This is a genomic window from Serratia sp. ME47, assembly GCF_903970925.1.
GTDB lineage: Bacteria > Pseudomonadota > Gammaproteobacteria > Enterobacterales > Enterobacteriaceae > Serratia > Serratia ureilytica.
This window is the reverse complement of sequence record NZ_CAJCKE010000001.1, coordinates 399,003-417,474: the sequence shown is the minus strand read 5'-3', so window position 1 is coordinate 417,474 and position 18,472 is coordinate 399,003. Positions and strand designations below refer to the sequence as shown.

Here is an 18,472-nt window from a genome sequence, read left to right as displayed (position 1 = left end):
TAGCCCACTGTCGGCGGCCTTGCTAAGGTGCGACGTCGAGAGTGCGGCCGTCGGCCAGTTTGGCGCGTACGCTGTGGGGCGCCACGCCGCCGAAAGGCTGCGCGCTGAAATTGGCGGTCAGGGTCGATCCGTCACTGAACGTCGTCTGTTGCACCCAGCCGTCCCGATCGAGCCAACGGAAGTCGGTTAACGCTTTATCCCACAAGGCCTGATGCAGCGGCCGGAAGGCGGCGTCGGCGCGTTTTATCGCCGGTAAGCGCGCCGCCAGAGTGGTGCGGCTCAGGTGGAACATCGGCGCGGTGTTGTACAACTGGCTGAGCAGGCTGCGGGTGGTCTGAACGTCGCTGAACTTCAGATTGTCGTAATTCCAGTGGTGGCTGCTGACGATAGCATCGTGGAAAACGGCCTGGTACAGCGGCAGGCGGTAACGCGGATCGAATTCGACGGTACGGTAGGGCTGTTTCACTTTGGCGGGGCGGAAGAAAAACGCCGGTTGGGCGTTGGGCCACCAAGCGCCGAGATAATAGGGCGAGGATTTATCCTGATTCATCTGTTTATCTCCCCAGCCGAATCCCCAGGTTTCCATGCCGTGGGCGAACATCAGGCTGCGCGCGGTCACTGCGTTGCCATCCTCTGAGCCCAGCGGTAACTTAAGGGTGGCGCTGAACCAGGCGAGCCGGGCGTTGCGGGCTTCGGCCATCTGCGCCGCGCCGGTTGGGTGGTCGGGCTGATAGTCGTCGGACACCATGCCGGTGCCGTCCACATCGAGAAACAGGCTGTTCAACCCGGCCAATTGCACCAGTTCGCGCATGCGCTGTTGAGAATAGGGCAGGACACAGCCTGGATTGAGGTAATAACCCTGTTTACCGAAGCCGGGTTTCCTGCTGCCGTCTGCGCGCACGATGGCGCAGGATTCCCGCAGCGTCGTCGGCAACTGCGCGGTGAGCCAGCTGTCGTTGACGCCGCGCGCGATGGCGGTATCGTAGGAATCGTAGCTGGCGATCAGATAACCGGCCGCTTTGGCGGCGGCTACCGCTTGCGGGTGCAGGAAGGCGGCGGTCCAGTTATCGGTGCCCAACCACAGGCGCGGCAAACCGGCCTGGCGCAGCGCGTCGATCACCGGTTTGGCCAACCCTTGCCCCCAACCGTCCGCTGGGGTTAACCAGCGTCCCAGCTCCCGTTGCGCCAGCGCCCGCACTGCGGCGGCCTGGCGCTGCTGCGCCTGCAGAAAGTCGGCGTCATCCGGCGTCGCGCCAAGCGCGAACTGCGCCGTCAACGCCCGGTTGATGCCGTCGATCAGGGGCTGTTGTTGCCAGCCCTCCGGCGTTTTTCCCGCCAGCCGCAGCAGCAAGCTTCTGCTCTCGGCGTCCATCTTCTGCCGCAGCGCTTCGGCGGCGGGAGAAGCGAAGTAGTGCAGTAATCCCGGCCAATCCTTGACATCTTCCGCCGCCAGCAATTGGTCGCCCCACAGATAGATATGGGTAGCGCCGATCAGCTTTTCGCCTTCGGGCGCCTGCTTGATCTTCTCGCGCAGGCTGCTGAACCGGCCGTTTTGTTGCAGATAGTCGCGGTAACGGCGGGCGCCGGACAGCGGGGCGTTGCCGACGTGCAGCAGCACCTCGAATGCCTGTTGTTGATTGAAGCGATTGAATTGGTGGCTGGCGCGCATCGCCAGCTTTTCCTGCGCGGTGGCGAAGGCTATCTGGTTACTGAACGGCGTCAACATCAGCCAGCTGTAGACCTTACCCTGGTGTTGCAGGCTCCACAGCGGCAGTTTCAGATCCCAGTTGGTATCCAGCGGCGTCATTTCCGTCGTCAGGTAATGACGCCAGACCGCGTTGTCCAGCGGGATGCGGCTGCCTTCGCCGATCGGCAACAGCAGCGTTTCCCCCTGCGGCATACGATACCAGTTCAGGGTTTGCGGCCGATCGCTGCTGAAGCTCAGGCGCAGATCGCCGCCTTCCAGACGGGCGCTGACGTTGATTGCGCGTTGCGGCCATCGCCAGCTGGCGCGTCGTGGCGTTGCGGTAAGATCCGTTACCTGCTGCGCAGGCTGCGCCAGATTGATCGGCACCGGGCCTGCGGCGATATGCAGCGTGGCAGGGTCGAGTTCAAATTGCACGTCGCCTTGCTGCAGCAGTAAGGCATCGGCGGGAAAACTGATGAGCAGCGCCAGCGCGAGCGGGGAAAACCGTTGTTTCATCAGGGGCGTCCTTGGAAGATGAAAGAGGGCAGTTTACCGATAAGCGCACTGTCACCCAATGTCGCCATCTTCTATTTGTGACATCGAAATATAAACGCCGTATTCCAGTTTATTTTTCGTTTAATAAATTAGCCTTTACTTCATTACCCGACGTCACTATACTCAGCCAAAATTTCAGTGGAGAAACCCAATTGGACAGTTGTAGTTGTAATAAAACAAATAAGGCAAGCTGACCAATTCTCTTCTGATTTGTTGCTTGCCGTTATCGGCGGGCAGCACCCCTCTCCAGTTATTTCTGAGCTGTGCATACCCGAATAAGAAACGTTTCCTGATGCCTGACGGTTTCAGGTGAATTGAGTTGGACGTTATTATGGTATTCTGCAGCCACAGCCTTTTCCCTCCAGGCACAGCACGCTGATTCGCTGATTTATTTTCAGCGCGATTTCGCGTGTGCTAAACAGCACATGATTTTATCTCCTGCGGTTAATTAAGGGGACAGTCATGGCTATGACTCCTTTCGTTTTGAATTTATTGCTGGCGATGTGCCTGGGCGCGGTCATTGGCGCCGAACGCCAGTGGCGCCAACGCATGGCCGGCCTGCGCACCAATGCGCTGGTGGCGACCGGCGCGGCGGTCTTTATTCTCAGCTCCATGTCCACCGATCCGGCCAGCGCCGGCCGTGTGGCGGCGCAGATCGTATCCGGTATCGGCTTCCTCGGCGCCGGCGTGATCATGCGTGAAGGGCTTAATATTCGCGGCCTCAATACCGCCGCCACGCTGTGGTGTTCGGCGGGGATCGGCGTACTGTGCGGCCTGGGCCAGCATTGGGATGCGGTGGTCGCTACGCTGGTGATCCTGTGCGCCAATATCCTGCTGCGCGAAGCCGCGCAGCGCATCAATCTGCAGCCGCATCAGCAGGCGACCGATCTGGAACTGTGCTATCGCATTCAGGTGACCTGCGGCGAGCAGGACGAAATTCTGGTGCGCACCCTGATCCTGCAGGCGCTGAACGGCGTCGCCTTGCGGCTGCAATCCTTGCGCAGCGCCGATATTTCGAGCCCGGGACAATTGGAAGTGTGCGCGGAAATTACCGCTACGCCGGCCGCGCAAAAAGAAATCGAAGGTATTGTCTGCCGCGTCAGTCTGGAAAAAAGCGTGAGCGCCGTTCGCTGGCGCGTCGCGTCCGAATTACCGGTCTGATTAATGATATAAATATTGATTAACTTGATTATATGTTCAGGTTTATTCATGCACGCCTTGAATAACGCTGAGCATTAAGGAGGCGTTATGGACGATGACCCCGGAAGGAAAATGATTCCAGCGTGGCTGACAGGGTAATTCCGCCATTTAGTCACGCTAATAAAAAATTCCAAGCTGCGCATAGTCACCTGTTTATCGGGCGGGGCTTCGCTGTGCGCAGAACTAAAATAAGAGAATAGCGTTATGACTCAGATTAATGAAAGAACGCGTCGCCGTGATAAAGACGCGGTGACCTACGCCATTGCGCAAGAGGCCACCAACAGCATCGCTCAAACGCTGGCGAACCTGAAGTGCAACCGCAACGGCTTGACCCAGGACGACGCCGATGAGCGGCTGGAGCAGTTCGGCGCCAACCAGGTCGCCCATGACAAGGCGCCGCATGCCCTGATCCAGCTGATCAAGGCCTTCAACAACCCGTTTATCTTCGTGCTGATGGTGCTGGCTGCGATCAGTTTCTTTACCGATTATTGGCTGCCGCTCCAGAGCGGTGAAGAAACTGAACTCACCGGCGTCATTATCATCCTGACCATGGTCACGCTGAGCGGGCTGCTGCGTTTCTGGCAGGAATACCGCACCAACAAAGCGGCGGAAGCGCTGAAATCGATGGTGCGCACTACCGCCACGGTGCTGCGCCGCAGCAGCTACAGCGCGCATCCGCTGACGCTGGAAGTGCCGATCCGCGAACTGGTGCCGGGGGATATCATCCAGCTCTCCGCCGGTGACATGGTGCCGGCCGACGTGCGTCTTATCGCCTCGCGCGATCTGTTCATCAGCCAGGCGATTTTGACCGGCGAGGCGATCCCTATCGAGAAATACGATGCGATGGGCAACGTGGCGCAGAAGTCGAGCGAAGGGGAAGTGTCCAGCGAGAACGCGCTGCTTGAGCTCTCCAACATCTGTCTGATGGGCACCAACGTCGCCAGCGGTACCGCTACGGCGGTGGTGGTGGCGACCGGCGGGCGCACCTACTTCGGCTCGTTGGCCAAGTCGATCGTCGGGACACGGGCGCAGACTGCGTTCGATCGCGGGGTGAACAGCGTCAGCTGGCTGTTGATTCGCTTCATGCTGGTGATGGTGCCGGTGGTGTTGCTGATCAACGGCTTCACCAAAGGCGACTGGAGCGAAGCGGCGCTGTTCGCGCTGGCGGTGGCGGTCGGCCTGACGCCGGAAATGCTGCCGATGATCGTCAGCTCCAACCTGGCGAAAGGGGCGATCGCCATGTCGCGTCGCAAGGTGGTGGTGAAGCGTTTGAACGCCATTCAGAACTTTGGCGCCATGGACGTGCTTTGCACCGACAAGACCGGCACGCTGACCCAGGACCGCATCATTCTCGAGCACCACATCGACGTCAACGGCGCCAGAGATAACGAGGTGCTGCACCTGGCCTGGTTGAACAGCTTCCATCAGAGCGGCATGAAGAACCTGATGGATCAGGCGGTGATCCGCTTTGGCCGCGGCAAACCGGGGATTGAAGCCCTGGGGCGTTTCAGCAAGGTGGATGAGCTGCCGTTCGATTTCGTGCGCCGCCGTTTGTCGATCGTGGTGGCGGATGAGAATGGCCGCCAGCAGCTGATCTGTAAGGGCGCGGTGGAGGAGATGCTGGAGATCGCCACCCACGTGCGCGAAGGCGATCAGACGCTGGTGCTGGACGACGCGCGCCGTGCGGCGTTGCAGGCGCTGGCCCGCGAATATAACGAAGACGGTTTCCGCGTGCTGGTGCTGGCGACGCGCGAGCTGGATGCGCAGCGTCCGGCCGAAGCGCTGAGCGTGGCCGACGAACGCGATATGGTGGTGCAAGGGCTGCTGACCTTCCTCGATCCGCCGAAGGAGAGCGCTCAGCAGGCGATCGCCGCGCTGCAGGAAAATGGCGTGACGGTGAAGGTGCTGACCGGCGACAACCCGGTGATCACCTGCAAGATTTGCCGCGACGTCGGGCTGGAGCCGGGCGAGCCGCTCTCCGGGCTGCGAATTGAACAGATGGATGACGAAGAACTGGCGCGCGAAGTGGAGCAGCGCACGGTCTTCACCAAGCTGACGCCGTTGCAAAAATCGCGGGTGCTGAAAATGCTGCAGGCCAACGGCCATACCGTCGGCTTCCTCGGCGACGGCATCAACGATGCGCCGGCGCTGCGCGACGCCGACGTCGGCATCTCGGTCGACACCGGTACCGATATCGCCAAGGAGTCGGCGGACATCATCCTGTTGGAAAAGAACCTGATGGTGCTGGAAGAGGGGGTAATCAAAGGGCGCGAGACCTTCGGCAATATCATCAAGTACTTGAACATGACCGCCAGCTCCAACTTCGGCAACGTGTTCTCGGTGTTGGTGGCCAGCGCCTTCATCCCGTTCCTGCCGATGCTGGCGATCCACCTGTTGATTCAGAACCTGATGTACGACATTTCTCAGCTGTCGCTGCCGTGGGACAAGATGGACAAAGAGTTTCTGCGCAAACCGCGCAAGTGGGACTCCAAAAACATCGGGCGCTTTATGCTGTGGATTGGGCCGACCTCGTCAATCTTCGATATCACGACGTATGCGCTGATGTGGTACGTATTCGCCGCCAACAGCGTGGAACACCAGGCGCTGTTCCAGTCCGGCTGGTTCATTGAGGGGCTGCTGTCGCAAACGCTGGTGGTGCATATGTTGCGCACCCAGAAGATCCCGTTCATTCAGAGCACGGCGGCGCTGCCGGTCTTGCTGACCACCGGGTTGGTGATGGCGCTCGGCATCTACATTCCGTTCTCGCCGCTCGGCGCCCTGGTTGGCTTGCAGCCGCTGCCGTGGGAATACTTCCCGTGGTTGGCCGCTACGCTGGTCAGCTACTGCGTGGTCGCACAGTTGATGAAGCGTTTCTATATCCGCCGCTTCGGCGAGTGGCTCTAAGCCGCCTCGGCGTTCACTTCGGGGGCGAAATTCTTCGCCCCCGCACCGCTACAGCAGTTTGTTGACCAGCAGGCCGAGCATGATGGTCAGCGTGAAGGAAAACAGCGTGCCGAGCAGCACATACTCGGTACGCATCTTATCGTCACTTTGGCGCAGATCGCCGAAACGGAAGATAGATTTGGCCGCCAGCAAAAAACCGATCGCCGGAATTTGCCCCAGCAGCACAAAGGTCAGGATCAGCGTTCTTTCCAGATAGCCAATCTGTTTGCCCGCGCGCAGCAGCGAATCGTTGTCGGCCTTGGCCGAAGGCGGCATTTGCGGCGTCCAGCGCGCCAGCAGTTGCCCAATCAGCAGGCTCATCGGCAGATAAATCAGGCTGTAGGCCACCAGCACCAGGCCGGTTTGCCAACTCCCCAGTTGCCGTCCCAACGCCGCGAGCAGTTCACCGGCATTCGGCGTCAGCCCCAGCCACAGCAAGGCGATCACCGCCAGATGCAATCCCTGATCGAGCAGAAAGCTGCGGGCCGGGCTCAGGCGGATCATGGCGGTGACTTTCAGCAAATCGATCAGGTAGTGGCTGACGGCGATAACCAGCAGGCTGACCAGCACCTGCAGTGAAGACAGCCCGCCGTGCAGCAGGCCGAAACCGGCCACCACCCAGGCGGCCAGCACCCCATGCAGCAACGCGTGCAACAGCAGAAAACGCGAACGCGCGCGATGTTGGATTTTATCTTCCACCCAACTCAGCGGCTGCAGCGGAAAATCTGCCAGCAGATGGACGATCAACAGCCAGGCCAGTAAAGGCGCATAGGTCAGATCCATAGTCAGACGATCCTGTTAATGGCGTGAATAAACCGCATGATCTCCTCATAGGCCGCGCGTTTGAGCGTGGCGGAGACCGTGGAAGCGGCTTTTTGCAGCTGCTCGGCTACGGCCGCGCCGCTGTCGGCGAACATTCTCGCCTGGACGATGCGCGCTTCGGTCTGCGACAAGCGGCCAATGACATGATCTAACATCGGCAGCAGATCGCTGACAATGGCGTTTGTCCGATCGTTGTCGGTTTTCAGAGCCAGGCGGCAATTTTTCGTCATGGCGTCCAGCGCGCTGCCGGAGTTGATAAAGGCGCTGCCGTAACCGGCGGCGTCGGGCCGTTGGCTACCCAGCCCGACGGCGATGCGCGCATCCCAGTGCGCGGCGCCCATCGCCCGCAGCGCAGTGCGAATATACACCGCCAGCAACAGCCCGTCCTCCGGCGCGGCCTGCGCCTGGAAGGCATCGCCGCGAAAGATTTCCACCTGTCGCAGCCGCCCGTCGCGCTGCAGCCGATCGAGCAGGCTGTGCAGCCCGTTGAGGTAGTTGACGGTGTCTGACCGGCGAGAATCGACCAGATCGCCGCTGATTACGCTGATTGGCGTCGGCATGGCGTGATCCGTTGTGGATGGGGGATGACTATAAATTCGCACCTGAATACGAATATGTCAATAATTCGTCTCTAAAGGCGAATTTTACAAGTGTTGGTCGGTGGAGGCGAAACGTCGGGGGCGAAGAGAAAGGGAGAGAGACGGCCGGGAATGCGCGGACCTGTCAGGCCCGCCACCGGCGGCGTAGACGGAAAGAGGCCGGCGACCGGCCGTTCAGAAGCTTTTGACCAGCACGTCACGCGGCATTTCACTGCCGTGTTTCAGCAGGTGCTCAAACGATCTTTCGCTGCTTTTCAGCTGCTGCAAAAACTCCTGCGGCGACAGATCGTGCTTTTTGCCGCTCATGTAAGCCAGCGCCAGTTCTTTTGCCTGATAGCGGGAGAAATTGTACATAGTGTCCTCGATACGGTGAATGTCAGTGCTCACGATTGTAGCGAAAGAGCACATAATGAACAGCCGCTTTGGCGTATGGAATCGATAGCCGAAACTTAACTTGCCGGTTGCAACAGCTCATCGCACAGGCGTTTGATGACCTGGGTTTGCGGCAGGCCGTTGTGCAACATCTGGCGGATATGCTCCGCATCGCTGATGCCCCGGCGCACATGGCGCTCGACCGCCTGCAGCACGGCCCGATCCTCCTGCCGCTCGGCGAAGCCGCTCAGCGTGTCGAGGGTGTGCAGGATATGTGCGGTCAGGCTGCAGCGGCGCAGCGTGGCGGGATCGACGTATTCGGCGGCGAAACCGCTGCGATAGGCGTTGATCTTGTTGTAGTTGGTGAAGGCATCGTACTCCGGCGCGATCGGCGTGCGGTGTTGCAACAGAAAATCGGCCAGCAGACGGCAGTAGCCGACTAGCAGCGTGGCGTGCGCGAGGCGCAGCGGCGTATCGCAGATGCGGATCTCTACCGTGCCCAGCTCCGGTTTCGGCCGCGCATCCCAGTAAATATCCTTGACGCTGTCGATGACGCCGGCGGCATGCAGCCGGTCATAGTAGGCGTTGAATTCGCGCCAGCTGGAGATGTGTTCCAGGCAGCCGTAATTGGGGAAAGAATTCTGTGCGCTGAAACGGGAGCTGGCAAAGCGCGTATCGACGCCCTGGTACAGCGGTGACGAAGCGCTGAGCGCGATCAGCTGCGGAAAATAGGGCGTCAGCGCATGGCACAGGTACATCGCCTCGTCTCCGTCGTTGACGCCGAGGTGGATGTGTTGGCCGAATACGCAGGCCAGCTTGGAGAGATAGCCAAAGCGGCTGGCCAGCTGCCTGTAGCGCGCGTTGTCGCTGATGACCTGCTTGCGCCAGTCGTTGCTCAGGTGGCGGCCGCCGCCGCAGACGTCACAGCCCTGGCGCCGTGCGCTGCGCCGGACGGTATCGGTCAGGGCGCGCAGCTCGGCGTGCAGCGCATCGAGATCGCGGTGCACCGAGCTGTTCAGTTCCACCATCGACTTGGTGAGCTCATGTTTGACGCGTCGGCGGTCGCCGACCGCGCTGACCACCCGGTCAGCCCGATCCGTAAGATCGTAGTGCTCGTCATCGACCAGTTGCAGCTCTATTTCGGTGCCGATGGAGAGTCTTTCCGACGGTTTGAATGTGAGCGGCATGGCGCCTCCTTCCCATAAAAACAGCGTAAGATAAGTATAAGTTGTTGGGCTGGGGATAACGCCTTGCGTTTTATATTTGCTTTTTCGAATATGAAGGTGATATTTTCACGAGCGACTTGTGGAGCAGATAAAGGTTAACGGGAGTGCGACATGACGTCATTGACGCCGCTGAAGCTGTTTAAAAACTTGTCGGATGAGACGCGTCTGACGCTGGTGCTGGTGCTGCGCCACGCCGGCGAGCTGTGCGTGTGCGAGCTGTCGGGCGCACTGGCGCTGCCGCAGCCCAAAATATCAAGACATCTGGCGATGCTGCGTGAAAGCGGGCTGTTGCTCGATCGGCGCGATGGCAAGTGGATACATTATCGCCTGTCGCCGCATATGCCGGCCTGGGCGGCGGCTATTATTGAGCAGGCTTATCAGTGCCGATCAGAACAGATGATGGAATTGGCGCAACGCGCGGCGAAAGGTTGCCCGTAACGATAAAAAATTTGCCCTAACATATTCGAAAAAACATATATGTAAACTTGAAGAAGCAGCGAGGCGGCGATGATAGTGGCGGGGACAATCTTTATTCTGACGTTGATTTTGGTGATTTGGCAACCGAAAGGGCTGGGCATCGGTTGGAGTGCGTCGATCGGGGCGGGATTGGCATTAGTGAGCGGCGTGGTGCACGTCGGTGATATTCCCGTGGTGTGGCAGATAGTCTGGAATGCGACCGCGACCTTCATCGCCGTCATCATCATTAGCCTGCTGCTGGATGAAAGCGGCTTCTTCACCTGGACCGCCTTGCATGTCGCACGTTGGGGCAACGGCAAAGGTCGATGGCTGTTTACCTACATGTTGCTGCTAGGGGCTGTAGTGGCGGCGTTGTTCGCGAACGACGGCGCCGCGTTGATTCTGACGCCGATCGTGATCGCCATGCTGTCGGCGCTCGGTTTTCGTCCTGCTGCCGTGCTGGCTTTCGTCATGGCGGCGGGCTTTATCGCCGATACTGCCAGCCTGCCGCTGGTGGTGTCCAACCTAGTAAATATCGTTTCAGCGGATTTCTTCCGGCTGGGCTTTACGGAGTATGCTGCGGTGATGGTGCCGGTCAACCTTGCCGCCGTCGCGGCGACGCTGGTGATGTTGCATCTGTTCTTCCGCAAGGATATTCCGCAGCGCTACGCATTGACGCGTTTACCGGTGCCACGGGAAGCGATTCGCGATCGCGCGACGTTTCGGACCGGCTGGGCCGTATTGGCGCTGTTGTTGATGGTTTTTTTCGCCCTGGAGCCGCTCGGCGTGCCCGTCAGTTTGGTCGCCGCTTGCGGCGCCCTGGTTTTGCTGGCGGTGGCGAAACGCGGGCGAGCGATCGATACCGGTAAAGTGTTGCGCGGGGCGCCCTGGCAGATCGTCATTTTCTCACTGGGCATGTATCTGGTGATCTACGGGTTGCGCAACGCCGGTTTGACCGATTGGCTGTCCGGTGTGCTGGACGCGTTGGCACGGCAGGGGCTGTGGGCGGCGACGTTTGGCACCGGTTTCCTGAGCGCATTTCTCTCTTCCATCATGAATAACATGCCGACGGTATTGGTGGGGGCGTTGTCTATCGACGGCAGCAGTGCGGAAGGCGTCATCAAACAGGCGATGATTTACGCTAACGTTATCGGCAGCGATCTCGGCCCCAAAATTACCCCGATTGGCAGCCTGGCGACGTTACTGTGGCTGCATGTGTTGGCACAAAAGAACATCGTCATTACCTGGGGCTATTATTTCCGCGTGGGGCTGGTGATGACGTTACCGATTTTGTTTGTCACCCTGGCCGCGCTGGCATTGCGGCTGTCCGTTTTGCCCTGACCGGAGAAACCGTCATGAGCGACATCAAGATTTACCATAACCCGGCCTGCGGCACGTCGCGCAATACGTTGGCGTTGATCCGCAACAGCGGCGTTGAGCCAGAGGTGATTTTGTATCTGGAAACGCCGCCAAGCCGCGAACGATTGATTGCGTTGCTGGCCGAAATGGGCATGACGCCGCGCGCGTTGCTGCGCAAAAACGTCGAGCCTTACGCCGAGCTGAAGCTGGACGAAGCCGACTGGCGCGATGATCAACTGATCGATTTCATGCTGCAACAGCCGATCCTGATCAACCGCCCCATTGTGGTGACCCCGCTCGGCACGCGTTTGTGCCGCCCGTCGGAGGTGGTGTTGGAGATTCTGCCGGATCCGCAGCGCGGCGCCTTCAGCAAAGAGGACGGGGAGCCGGTGATTGATGCGCAGGGCCACAGGATAACCAACGGCTAATCGCTGCGGCCCCGCATTTCATCCAATCAGTGCAGTTCGGCGCCGCTGCGATCGGCCAGCGCTTCCAGCAGCGGGGCGGAAGGCACGAAGAACAGGGTGCCGGTCACCGCGTGGCTAAAATCGAGCAGCCGATCGTAGTTGCCGGCCGGGCGGCCGATAAACATGTTTTCCAGCATCTGCTCGATCGGCTGCGGGGAGCGCGCATAGCCGATAAAGTAGGTGCCGAACTCGCGCAGGCCGGGGCGGCCGAACGGCATGTTGTCGCGCAGAATTTTCACCTCGTTGCCTTGCTCGTCGGTGATGGTGGTCAACGAACTGTGCGACGACGACGGTTTGACCGCTTCATCCAGCTCGATATTGGACTGTTTATGGCGGCCGATGATCTTCTCCTGCGTTTCCACGCTGAGCGAATTCCAACCCTGCATATCGTGCAGGTATTTCTGCACCAGCACATAGCTGCCGCCGCTGAACGCCGCGTCTTCGTCGCCGATCACCGTGTAGTCGAAGGCTTCGTGCCCCTCCGGGTTCTCCGTACCGTCGACGAAGCCGATCATGGCGCGCTGATCGAAATAACGGAAGCCGTGCACCTCCTCGATCACCGTCACGGCGTCGCCGAGCTTGGCGGTCAACTGAGAGGCCAGTTCAAAACACAGATCCATTTCATCGGCGCGGATGTGCAGCAGGATGTCGCCAGGCGTGGCGACCGCAACGCGTTCTCCGCTGCCGATCGGGCTGAACGGATGCAGCTGGCGAGGGCGCGGCGCGCCGAACAGCGTATCCCAGGCCTCGGAGCCGAAGCCGCAGACGCAGGTGAGGTTGCCCGCCGGCGCGCGTTTGCCGACCGAACGCACCACTGCGGCGATATCGCCGCACCAGGCGCGCACCGTCGCCAGATGGGCAGGAACGGGCGACAGGGTGGCGACGATGAAAATGGCATGGCGCGTGACCGGCGTGAATACGGCTTGCGGCGGGGTGTTATTTGCATTCATTGCATTCGGCTCCAGTGTGTTCGGGTGAAATAGATCAGATCAAATTAAAGTGCTCGTCGGGTTTCATCGGCGGTGGCAGCGGGCTTTGGTCGTTCATTTCCAGCAGGTTGCGCTCGATGGTGTTGCAAATGGCGTTTAACGGCAGATGGTTGGCCGACACGCCGAACGGATCCTCCAGCTCTTCGGCCAGTGAGTCCCAGGATAAGAAGGTATAGGAAATGAACACCGAAACAAACGGTGTCATGTAATGCAGATCGGTCACCAGGGCAAAAGGCAACAGGCTGCAGAACAGGTAAACGGTGCGCTGCAGGATCAGGGTATAGGCGAACGGCACCGGGGTGCTGGCGAGCCGTTCGCAGCCGCCGAGGGTGTGAGACAGTTCGCTCAGCTTATCGTCGATCAGCCCGAAGGTGATGTCGCTCAGCAGGCCCTGACGGCGCAATTTGCCGATTTCCTGGCCCAGCATCAGCAGGATGCGGTTGGTCGGCATCGGGCTGGCGATCACCTCGGCCAGCTCGTTGCCGGTGAGATTGTGGTACAGATCGGCGGTGGGGTCGGTGCCGCGCAGCTGATGCTTCAGGCTCCAGCTAAAGGCGATCAGCAGCTTGGCGACCTTTTGCTGCACCGCCGGTTCGTCCGGCAGCAGGCTTTTGATCTGGCGCAGCAGGGTGCGTTCGGTAATCAGCAGCGAGCCCCACAGGTTGCGCGCTTCGACAAAGCGGCTGTAGCCGGCGTTATTGCGAAAGCCGAGAAAAATGGCGATGGCGATGCCCAACAGGCTGAACGGCGCGATGGTCAAATGCACGCCGAGCTGTTCGTACCATTGGTAGCTGATCACCGCCACTATCGACATCAGCACGTTCAGCGACAGGCGAAAGGTGATTTTTGACAGCACGGAACCGTGCCAGGCGAACAGGCGAAAAAACCAGTTCTGGTGCGGGCGAATTATCATAACGTGGGTGCTTCCTGGTGTCCTGCTATTGAGAATAGTCGATTCTTATCCGGCGGCGCTATGCCGCCGTTGTCGATTGCCAGAGCCGTTGCGGGTGCGTATAGACGGTGGCGCGCCCCGGTTTGCTGAAGCCCACCAGCGTCAGGTTGCTGCGCTCGGCCACTTCCACCGCCAGACGGGTGGCGGCGGAGACGGCGAACAGGATCTCGACGCCGCACATGGCGGACTTTTGCACCATTTCATAGCTGGCGCGGCTCGAGACCAGCGCCGCCCCTTGCGACCAGGCCTGTTGGCTGCGGTAACCCAGCAGTTTGTCGAGCGCCACATGGCGGCCGACGTCTTCACATCCGCCGCTGAGCGCGCCGTCCGGCTGGATCCAGGCCGCCGCATGGGTGCAGCCGGTCAGTTTTCCCACCGTTTGCACTTCCTGCAGTTGAGCCAACGCCCGGTCGAGCTGGGCCAAATCGAAACGTTGGGTGAAGGGCAGCGGTGCGATGGGCTGAGCAACCTCCTGCAGCTGCTCGACCCCGCAGACGCCGCAGCCGGTGCGGCCGGCCAGGCTGCGGCGCTTCTCTTTCAGCTGCATAAAGCGGCGGCTCGAGAGCTCTACATGCACTTCAATGCCGTTGCAGGCCGGTTGTTGACGGATGTCGTAGATATCGTCGGGGGAGGCGATGATGCCTTCGGACAGCGAAAAACCGATGGCGAAGGCCGCCAGATCTTTTGGCGTCGCCATCATCACCACGTGGGAAATGCCGTTGTACACCAGGGCGACCGGCACTTCTTCCGCCAGCCAATCCTGCTGCGCCTGAGCCAGATCGGTGCGCTGCCAGACCGCATGGCGAGACAGGCAGGCCTGTTCGATGTCGTCGGTTTCTGCGAGGAGTAGGTGCTTGTTCATAACGTTCTCGTGACCGCCGGTGACGAGGCGCCGACGGGGATGAATGCTTATTGAGCAGGTGTGGACATTATACAGGATTCTGATCCCGCTCGCGTAGGGAATCACGCCCTGCAGGTTATCCACAGTTTTAGTGGATAACGTGTGTGCAAGGCAGCGTGAAACCGTTAGCAGGCGTAAAAAAAAATCGCTCAGAAAATTATTATATTACGCGGCAAAGCGCGATCCGCAGGGGGATAGGGGGTTGTACGCGTTCGCGTTTTGTTTATGCCTTACTGTATAAATATACAGTTTGGTTATGATTATGCTGAGTACTTTAAGGTTGTATGCTTTTTCACCAGGTGAGCCCCTAACGTTACCGCTGTTTGCCGATCGCGTGGCCTGCGGTTTTCCCTCCCCGGCGCAGGACTATGTCGAGAGCCGGCTGGATATCGGCAAACTGCTGGTACGGCACCCCAACGCCACCTACTTCGTGCGCGCCAGCGGTGAGATGGAGCGAGCAGGATGGATCAGGCACTGAATTTTTCACTCAGCTATGCGCAGTTGATCCGGGAAGCAGAAGATGCGATTAAAAAATGCAATCTGAACCAGGGCGGGATGGGTTACACCCTAGAGTTGGGTAAGGCTTCTGTCATTCTGAGTTTCTGGTACGGTCTGGCGCTGCAGGGCTATCCGGGCACAATAATGGATGAACGTGTTGATGCCGACCGGCTGCGCCTGTATGTCCTCATCTATAAGAGAGAGGAGTGACATCGTGGCAACGGTTAACGTCCGCCGGCCGTCGCCGCTGTAGCGACGGATGCTGATTGTGCTGGCCGAACCTGCGCGCCCCCTGCCTGCTGCTGTGGCGCGCGGACGGAACGATCAAGTCGCCGCCAACGGCAAAAACCGGGAATTGAACGGGCGCATACGTTGGGTAGATACCGGGGAAAGCAGGCAGATCAGGAACGACATCAGAAAGTCCTGTACTACCGACAGATTAAGAAACTGAGTATCCGAGAAACAGCAGACGCGACAGGCTACAGTACTTCCCAAGTTTGTCGCATTCAGGCCTTCTATAAAGAAGTTGAGACTGATTAAAAAGCAGCCTTAATGTACAATAATTTTCGATATCCAAACTGACCCCATGAACAATCAATGAGTTAGAGGTGAAAGATGATTTCATACAAAAAAATCATACCTGCTCTTGTCATATTCGCTTTATCTAATGCTGTGGCATATGCGAATGATTTCGACAAATCAAATGAAGCGATGGCAATTTCAGCAATAGGTTTTTCTGGCTCAAATGCTCGTGTTGCACATGATGTTTGTGGGGCAACCAATGAGAAAATTGATAAATATAAAAAACAAATAAAAGACTCATTAACTAGAACATTAAAGTATGAACAGTCAGGATTCGATACGCATTGGGATAATGGTTGGAAAAATGCTGATTTTTTGGTTAAGTCATTAAGTAATGATGAAGCCTATAAAAAAGAATATTGCCGAGAGGTTTTAGATGGAATTAATAATCCGGAAATGAATTAAGGATTATTCCTTATTCGGGGTTCTACGCCGGAACCCCAGATTTTTCCGTCCGCTAAAATTATCCCCGGTTGAGCAGCTTTATACCGTCAGCTCGCAGTGGACCATCAGGGGAAATGTGGCGGTACAGCGTTTGTCGGGTTATCCCAAGCTCCTGGCATAACGTACTGACTTTCGTCTCTGGCCGTCCCATTGATGCCATTGCCAGTCGCAATTTTATTGGCGTCATTTTGTAAGGCCGTCCGCCGTTCCTCCCGTGGGCTCTTGCTGAGGCAAGGCCTGCCGCTGTTCTTTGCGGCGCTGTACGCAGCAGAGACCGACGGCCGCGCGCGACTGGCTCGACACCCGCTTAGTCCCGCCCTCTGGTCAAATGCAGGCTGACGTGTACAGCCTGCAGGCAGAGGATTTCGTCTGGCAACCGGTATCGCCCGCCGTCGGCGCCGTTCGCAATGACAATCCCTCACTCATCCTGCCCATCGATACGCCAACGGTCTGAGTGCCGCATTATCCACAGTTTTGGTGGATATCATGTGTGCAAACACACGTGAAGAACGCCAAAAGCTGCAGGAAAAATCGCTCAGAAAATTATTATATTACGCGGGAAAGCGCGATTCGCAGGGGATTGGGGGTTGCACGCGTTCGCGTTTTGTTTATGCTTAACTGTATAAATATACAGTTTGGTTATGATTATGCTGAGCAATTCAAGGTTGTATGCTTTTTCACCAGGTGAACCCCTAACGTTACCGCTGTTTGCCGATCGCGTGGCCTGCGGCTTTCCTTCCCCGGCGCAGGACTATGTCGAAGGCCGGCTGGACATCGGCAAGCTGCTGGTGCGGCACCCCAACGCCACCTATTTCGTGCGCGCCAGCGGCGAGTCGATGATCGACGGCAATATTCAGGATGGCGATCTGCTGATTGTCGACAGCGCCCTGACGCCGGAGCACGGCAATATCGTGATCGCTGCGGTGGACGGTGAATTCACCGTCAAAAAGCTGCAGTGCCACCCCGACGTGCGGCTGTTGCCGATGAATCCCGCCTACGCGCCCATCGTGTTCGACGACGAAGCGCAGCTGGAGATCTTCGGCGTGGTGACCTTTATCGTCTACGCGGCGCTGTAACCATGTTTGCCCTGGTAGACGTCAACAGCTTCTACGCTTCCTGCGAGACCATCTTTCGGCCCGACCTGCGGGGGCGGCCGGTGATTGTGTTGTCCAACAACGACGGCTGCGTGATCGCCCGCAGCGCCGAGGCGAAGGCGCTGGGCGTGCCGATGGGCGCGCCTTATTTCAAGATCAAAGAGGAGATGCGCCGTCGCAACGTCGCGGTGTTCTCCTCCAACTACGCGCTGTACGCCGATATGTCCCGCCGGGTGATGGACACGCTGGAGGAGATGGCGCCGGCGGTGGAGATCTATTCACTGGACGAAGCCTTTCTGCGGCTGGACGGCGTGGCGCGCTGCGAGGCGCTGGAACCGTTCGGCCAGCGGGTGCGCGATCGCATCCGGCGCGAGCTGCATTTGACGGTCGGGGTCGGCATTGCGCCGAGCAAAACGCTGGCCAAGCTGGCTAACTTCGCGGCCAAGAAATGGCGCGGCACCGGCGGCGTGGTGGATTTATCCGATCCGGCGCGCCAGCGCAAACTGCTGGCGTTGCTTCCGGTGGAAGAAGTGTGGGGCGTGGGCCGCCGCCTGACGCGCCAGCTGCAGGCGATGGGCATTCACACCGCGCTGCAGCTGGCGGACTGCGATACCCGGCTGGCGCGTAAAACCTTCAGCGTGGTGCTGGAGCGCACGATACGCGAGCTGCGCGGCGAATCGTGCCTGCAGTGGGAAGATGAGGCGGCCGCCAAAGAGCAGATCATCTGTTCCCGTTCGTTCGGCCAGCGGTTGACGCACTACCCGCACATGCGCGAGGCGATCTGCAGCTATGCCGAACGCGCCGCCGAAAAACTGCGACAGGAAAAGCGCTATTGCCGCAACGTGTCGGTGTTTATCAAAACCAGCCCGCATTCGGCGGGTGAAGGGTATTACAGCAATATGGGCACCGCCCGGCTGCAAACGCCGAGCAACGACAGCCGCGACATCATCGCCATGGCGGTGCGCGCGCTGGAGAGCATTTGGCAGGAGGGGCGGCGTTATCTGAAGGGCGGCGTGATGCTGGGGGATTTCAGCGCCGCCGCCATGGCGCAGATCGACCTGTTCGACGACTGCCCGCCGCGCCGCAACAGCGAGCGCCTGATGGCGACCCTCGATCGCCTGAATCAGGAAGGGCGCGGGCGCGTATGGTTCGCCGGGCAGGGGATCGTCAAACCGTGGCAAATGAAGCGCGACATGCTGTCGCCGGCTTACACCACCCGGCTGGCGGATATCCCGCTGGTGCGGTTGGGGGAGCGGGCGCCGCGCGCTGCCGAATCGAAGGAAGAAAAACGCCGCGGGTGACAACCGGCGGCGTGGGTAGGCTATG

17 protein-coding genes and 4 pseudogenes are annotated in these 18,472 nt (G+C 59.1%); 12 read left to right on the top strand and 9 right to left on the bottom strand.

From position 1 onward, the window contains the following. Positions 1–22: 22 nt before the first annotated feature. Positions 23–2,203: a glycoside hydrolase gene (locus H7A77_RS02105; RefSeq protein WP_182073758.1), complete on the bottom strand. Its 2,181-nt coding sequence runs from the start codon at positions 2,201–2,203 to the stop codon at positions 23–25. Positions 2,204–2,704: 501 nt separating this feature from the next. Between H7A77_RS02105 and H7A77_RS02100 the strand changes: the two genes are divergently transcribed. Together H7A77_RS02100 and mgtA are read left to right on the top strand one after the other, a co-directional pair. Further along, complete coding sequence (locus H7A77_RS02100; RefSeq protein WP_025303346.1) at positions 2,705–3,403, top strand: MgtC family protein; 699 nt, start codon at positions 2,705–2,707, stop codon at positions 3,401–3,403. 243 nt (positions 3,404–3,646) lie between these two features. After that, on the top strand, positions 3,647–6,346 hold the full coding sequence (gene mgtA / locus H7A77_RS02095; RefSeq protein ID WP_047025423.1) for a magnesium-translocating P-type ATPase: 2,700 nt from the start codon (positions 3,647–3,649) through the stop codon (positions 6,344–6,346). A 48-nt stretch (positions 6,347–6,394) separates the two neighbouring features. Here mgtA and H7A77_RS02090 read toward each other — a convergent pair whose 3' ends face one another. The 4 genes from H7A77_RS02090 to H7A77_RS02075 form a co-directional block, all read right to left on the bottom strand. Next, positions 6,395–7,168 carry a DUF3307 domain-containing protein gene (locus H7A77_RS02090; RefSeq protein WP_033650823.1) on the bottom strand — a complete coding sequence of 258 codons (774 nt, stop codon included), beginning with the start codon at positions 7,166–7,168 and terminating at the stop codon, positions 6,395–6,397. 2 nt (positions 7,169–7,170) lie between these two features. Beyond that, entirely contained in the window at positions 7,171–7,767 is a 597-nt protein-coding gene (locus H7A77_RS02085) for a hypothetical protein (RefSeq protein WP_046687361.1), read from the bottom strand. Between the two features lie 213 nt (positions 7,768–7,980). Further along, a complete protein-coding gene (locus tag H7A77_RS02080; protein ID WP_004935085.1) occupies positions 7,981–8,160 on the bottom strand; it encodes a hypothetical protein in 180 nt (59 codons plus the stop codon). 95 nt (positions 8,161–8,255) lie between these two features. After that, complete coding sequence (locus tag H7A77_RS02075; protein ID WP_182073757.1) at positions 8,256–9,365, bottom strand: YbdK family carboxylate-amine ligase; 1,110 nt, start codon at positions 9,363–9,365, stop codon at positions 8,256–8,258. Positions 9,366–9,515: 150 nt separating this feature from the next. Between H7A77_RS02075 and H7A77_RS02070 the strand changes: the two genes are divergently transcribed. From H7A77_RS02070 to arsC, 3 genes are all read left to right on the top strand, one after another. Then, positions 9,516–9,842, top strand: coding sequence for a metalloregulator ArsR/SmtB family transcription factor (locus H7A77_RS02070; RefSeq protein ID WP_033650826.1), 327 nt, complete (start codon positions 9,516–9,518; stop codon positions 9,840–9,842). A gap of 69 nt (positions 9,843–9,911) precedes the next feature. Then, entirely contained in the window at positions 9,912–11,201 is a 1,290-nt protein-coding gene (locus H7A77_RS02065) for an arsenic transporter (protein ID WP_182073756.1), read from the top strand. A gap of 14 nt (positions 11,202–11,215) precedes the next feature. Continuing rightward, complete coding sequence (arsC, locus tag H7A77_RS02060; protein ID WP_108681016.1) at positions 11,216–11,647, top strand: glutaredoxin-dependent arsenate reductase; 432 nt, start codon at positions 11,216–11,218, stop codon at positions 11,645–11,647. 26 nt (positions 11,648–11,673) lie between these two features. Here arsC and H7A77_RS02055 read toward each other — a convergent pair whose 3' ends face one another. Genes H7A77_RS02055 through fdhD form a run of 3 tightly spaced genes read right to left on the bottom strand, consistent with a single transcriptional unit; the run spans position 11,674 to position 14,489 of the window. Continuing rightward, positions 11,674–12,636, bottom strand: coding sequence for a Dyp-type peroxidase (locus tag H7A77_RS02055; RefSeq protein ID WP_164106721.1), 963 nt, complete (start codon positions 12,634–12,636; stop codon positions 11,674–11,676). A gap of 34 nt (positions 12,637–12,670) precedes the next feature. Next, positions 12,671–13,588 carry a bestrophin family protein gene (locus H7A77_RS02050; protein WP_033643582.1) on the bottom strand — a complete coding sequence of 306 codons (918 nt, stop codon included), beginning with the start codon at positions 13,586–13,588 and terminating at the stop codon, positions 12,671–12,673. A gap of 58 nt (positions 13,589–13,646) precedes the next feature. Next, positions 13,647–14,489, bottom strand: a complete 843-nt coding sequence (gene fdhD, locus H7A77_RS02045; RefSeq protein ID WP_042784906.1) for a formate dehydrogenase accessory sulfurtransferase FdhD — start codon at positions 14,487–14,489, stop codon at positions 13,647–13,649. Positions 14,490–14,784: 295 nt separating this feature from the next. Between fdhD and H7A77_RS02040 the strand changes: the two are divergent. From H7A77_RS02040 to H7A77_RS02030, 4 genes and pseudogenes are all read left to right on the top strand, one after another. Beyond that, positions 14,785–14,976 (top strand): annotated as a pseudogene (locus H7A77_RS02040) (DNA polymerase V); the annotation flags it as partial. Between the two features lie 14 nt (positions 14,977–14,990). Beyond that, complete coding sequence (locus H7A77_RS02035; protein WP_089194902.1) at positions 14,991–15,236, top strand: hypothetical protein; 246 nt, start codon at positions 14,991–14,993, stop codon at positions 15,234–15,236. Positions 15,237–15,353: 117 nt separating this feature from the next. Continuing rightward, a pseudogene (locus tag H7A77_RS25550) lies at positions 15,354–15,566 on the top strand (resolvase); the annotation flags it as partial. A 75-nt stretch (positions 15,567–15,641) separates the two neighbouring features. Continuing rightward, positions 15,642–16,013 (top strand): hypothetical protein, encoded by a 372-nt coding sequence (locus H7A77_RS02030; protein ID WP_126502249.1) that lies wholly within the window; start codon positions 15,642–15,644, stop codon positions 16,011–16,013. Positions 16,014–16,071: 58 nt separating this feature from the next. Here H7A77_RS02030 and H7A77_RS25545 read toward each other — a convergent pair. Then, a pseudogene (locus H7A77_RS25545) lies at positions 16,072–16,305 on the bottom strand (resolvase); the annotation flags it as partial. A gap of 21 nt (positions 16,306–16,326) precedes the next feature. On the opposite strand from H7A77_RS25545, the pseudogene H7A77_RS25720 reads away from it, so the two are divergent. The 3 genes and pseudogenes from H7A77_RS25720 to umuC form a co-directional block, all read left to right on the top strand. Further along, positions 16,327–16,506, top strand: a pseudogene (locus H7A77_RS25720) (hypothetical protein); the annotation flags it as partial. Between the two features lie 187 nt (positions 16,507–16,693). Further along, the gene (umuD, locus tag H7A77_RS02025; RefSeq protein ID WP_047025429.1) at positions 16,694–17,128 is read left to right on the top strand and encodes a translesion error-prone DNA polymerase V autoproteolytic subunit; all 435 of its coding nucleotides are present in this window, start codon (positions 16,694–16,696) and stop codon (positions 17,126–17,128) included. 2 nt (positions 17,129–17,130) lie between these two features. Beyond that, the gene (gene umuC, locus H7A77_RS02020; RefSeq protein ID WP_047025430.1) at positions 17,131–18,447 is read left to right on the top strand and encodes a translesion error-prone DNA polymerase V subunit UmuC; all 1,317 of its coding nucleotides are present in this window, start codon (positions 17,131–17,133) and stop codon (positions 18,445–18,447) included. The last annotated feature ends 25 nt before the right edge of the window (positions 18,448–18,472 follow it).

Bases quoted from the DNA above. Each gene is read 5' to 3' on its own strand.
- H7A77_RS02105 (WP_182073758.1), bottom strand. From the start codon at position 2,203: ATGAAACAACGGTTTTCCCCGCTCGCGCTGGCGCTGCTCATCAGTTTT.
- H7A77_RS02100 (WP_025303346.1), top strand. From the start codon at position 2,705: ATGGCTATGACTCCTTTCGTTTTGAATTTATTGCTGGCGATGTGCCTG.
- mgtA (WP_047025423.1), top strand. From the start codon at position 3,647: ATGACTCAGATTAATGAAAGAACGCGTCGCCGTGATAAAGACGCGGTG.
- H7A77_RS02090 (WP_033650823.1), bottom strand. From the start codon at position 7,168: ATGGATCTGACCTATGCGCCTTTACTGGCCTGGCTGTTGATCGTCCAT.
- H7A77_RS02085 (WP_046687361.1), bottom strand. From the start codon at position 7,767: ATGCCGACGCCAATCAGCGTAATCAGCGGCGATCTGGTCGATTCTCGC.
- H7A77_RS02080 (WP_004935085.1), bottom strand. From the start codon at position 8,160: ATGTACAATTTCTCCCGCTATCAGGCAAAAGAACTGGCGCTGGCTTAC.
- H7A77_RS02075 (WP_182073757.1), bottom strand. From the start codon at position 9,365: ATGCCGCTCACATTCAAACCGTCGGAAAGACTCTCCATCGGCACCGAA.
- H7A77_RS02070 (WP_033650826.1), top strand. From the start codon at position 9,516: ATGACGTCATTGACGCCGCTGAAGCTGTTTAAAAACTTGTCGGATGAG.
- H7A77_RS02065 (WP_182073756.1), top strand. From the start codon at position 9,912: ATGATAGTGGCGGGGACAATCTTTATTCTGACGTTGATTTTGGTGATT.
- arsC (WP_108681016.1), top strand. From the start codon at position 11,216: ATGAGCGACATCAAGATTTACCATAACCCGGCCTGCGGCACGTCGCGC.
- H7A77_RS02055 (WP_164106721.1), bottom strand. From the start codon at position 12,636: ATGAATGCAAATAACACCCCGCCGCAAGCCGTATTCACGCCGGTCACG.
- H7A77_RS02050 (WP_033643582.1), bottom strand. From the start codon at position 13,588: ATGATAATTCGCCCGCACCAGAACTGGTTTTTTCGCCTGTTCGCCTGG.
- fdhD (WP_042784906.1), bottom strand. From the start codon at position 14,489: ATGAACAAGCACCTACTCCTCGCAGAAACCGACGACATCGAACAGGCC.
- H7A77_RS02035 (WP_089194902.1), top strand. From the start codon at position 14,991: ATGGATCAGGCACTGAATTTTTCACTCAGCTATGCGCAGTTGATCCGG.
- H7A77_RS02030 (WP_126502249.1), top strand. From the start codon at position 15,642: ATGATTTCATACAAAAAAATCATACCTGCTCTTGTCATATTCGCTTTA.
- umuD (WP_047025429.1), top strand. From the start codon at position 16,694: ATGATTATGCTGAGCAATTCAAGGTTGTATGCTTTTTCACCAGGTGAA.
- umuC (WP_047025430.1), top strand. From the start codon at position 17,131: ATGTTTGCCCTGGTAGACGTCAACAGCTTCTACGCTTCCTGCGAGACC.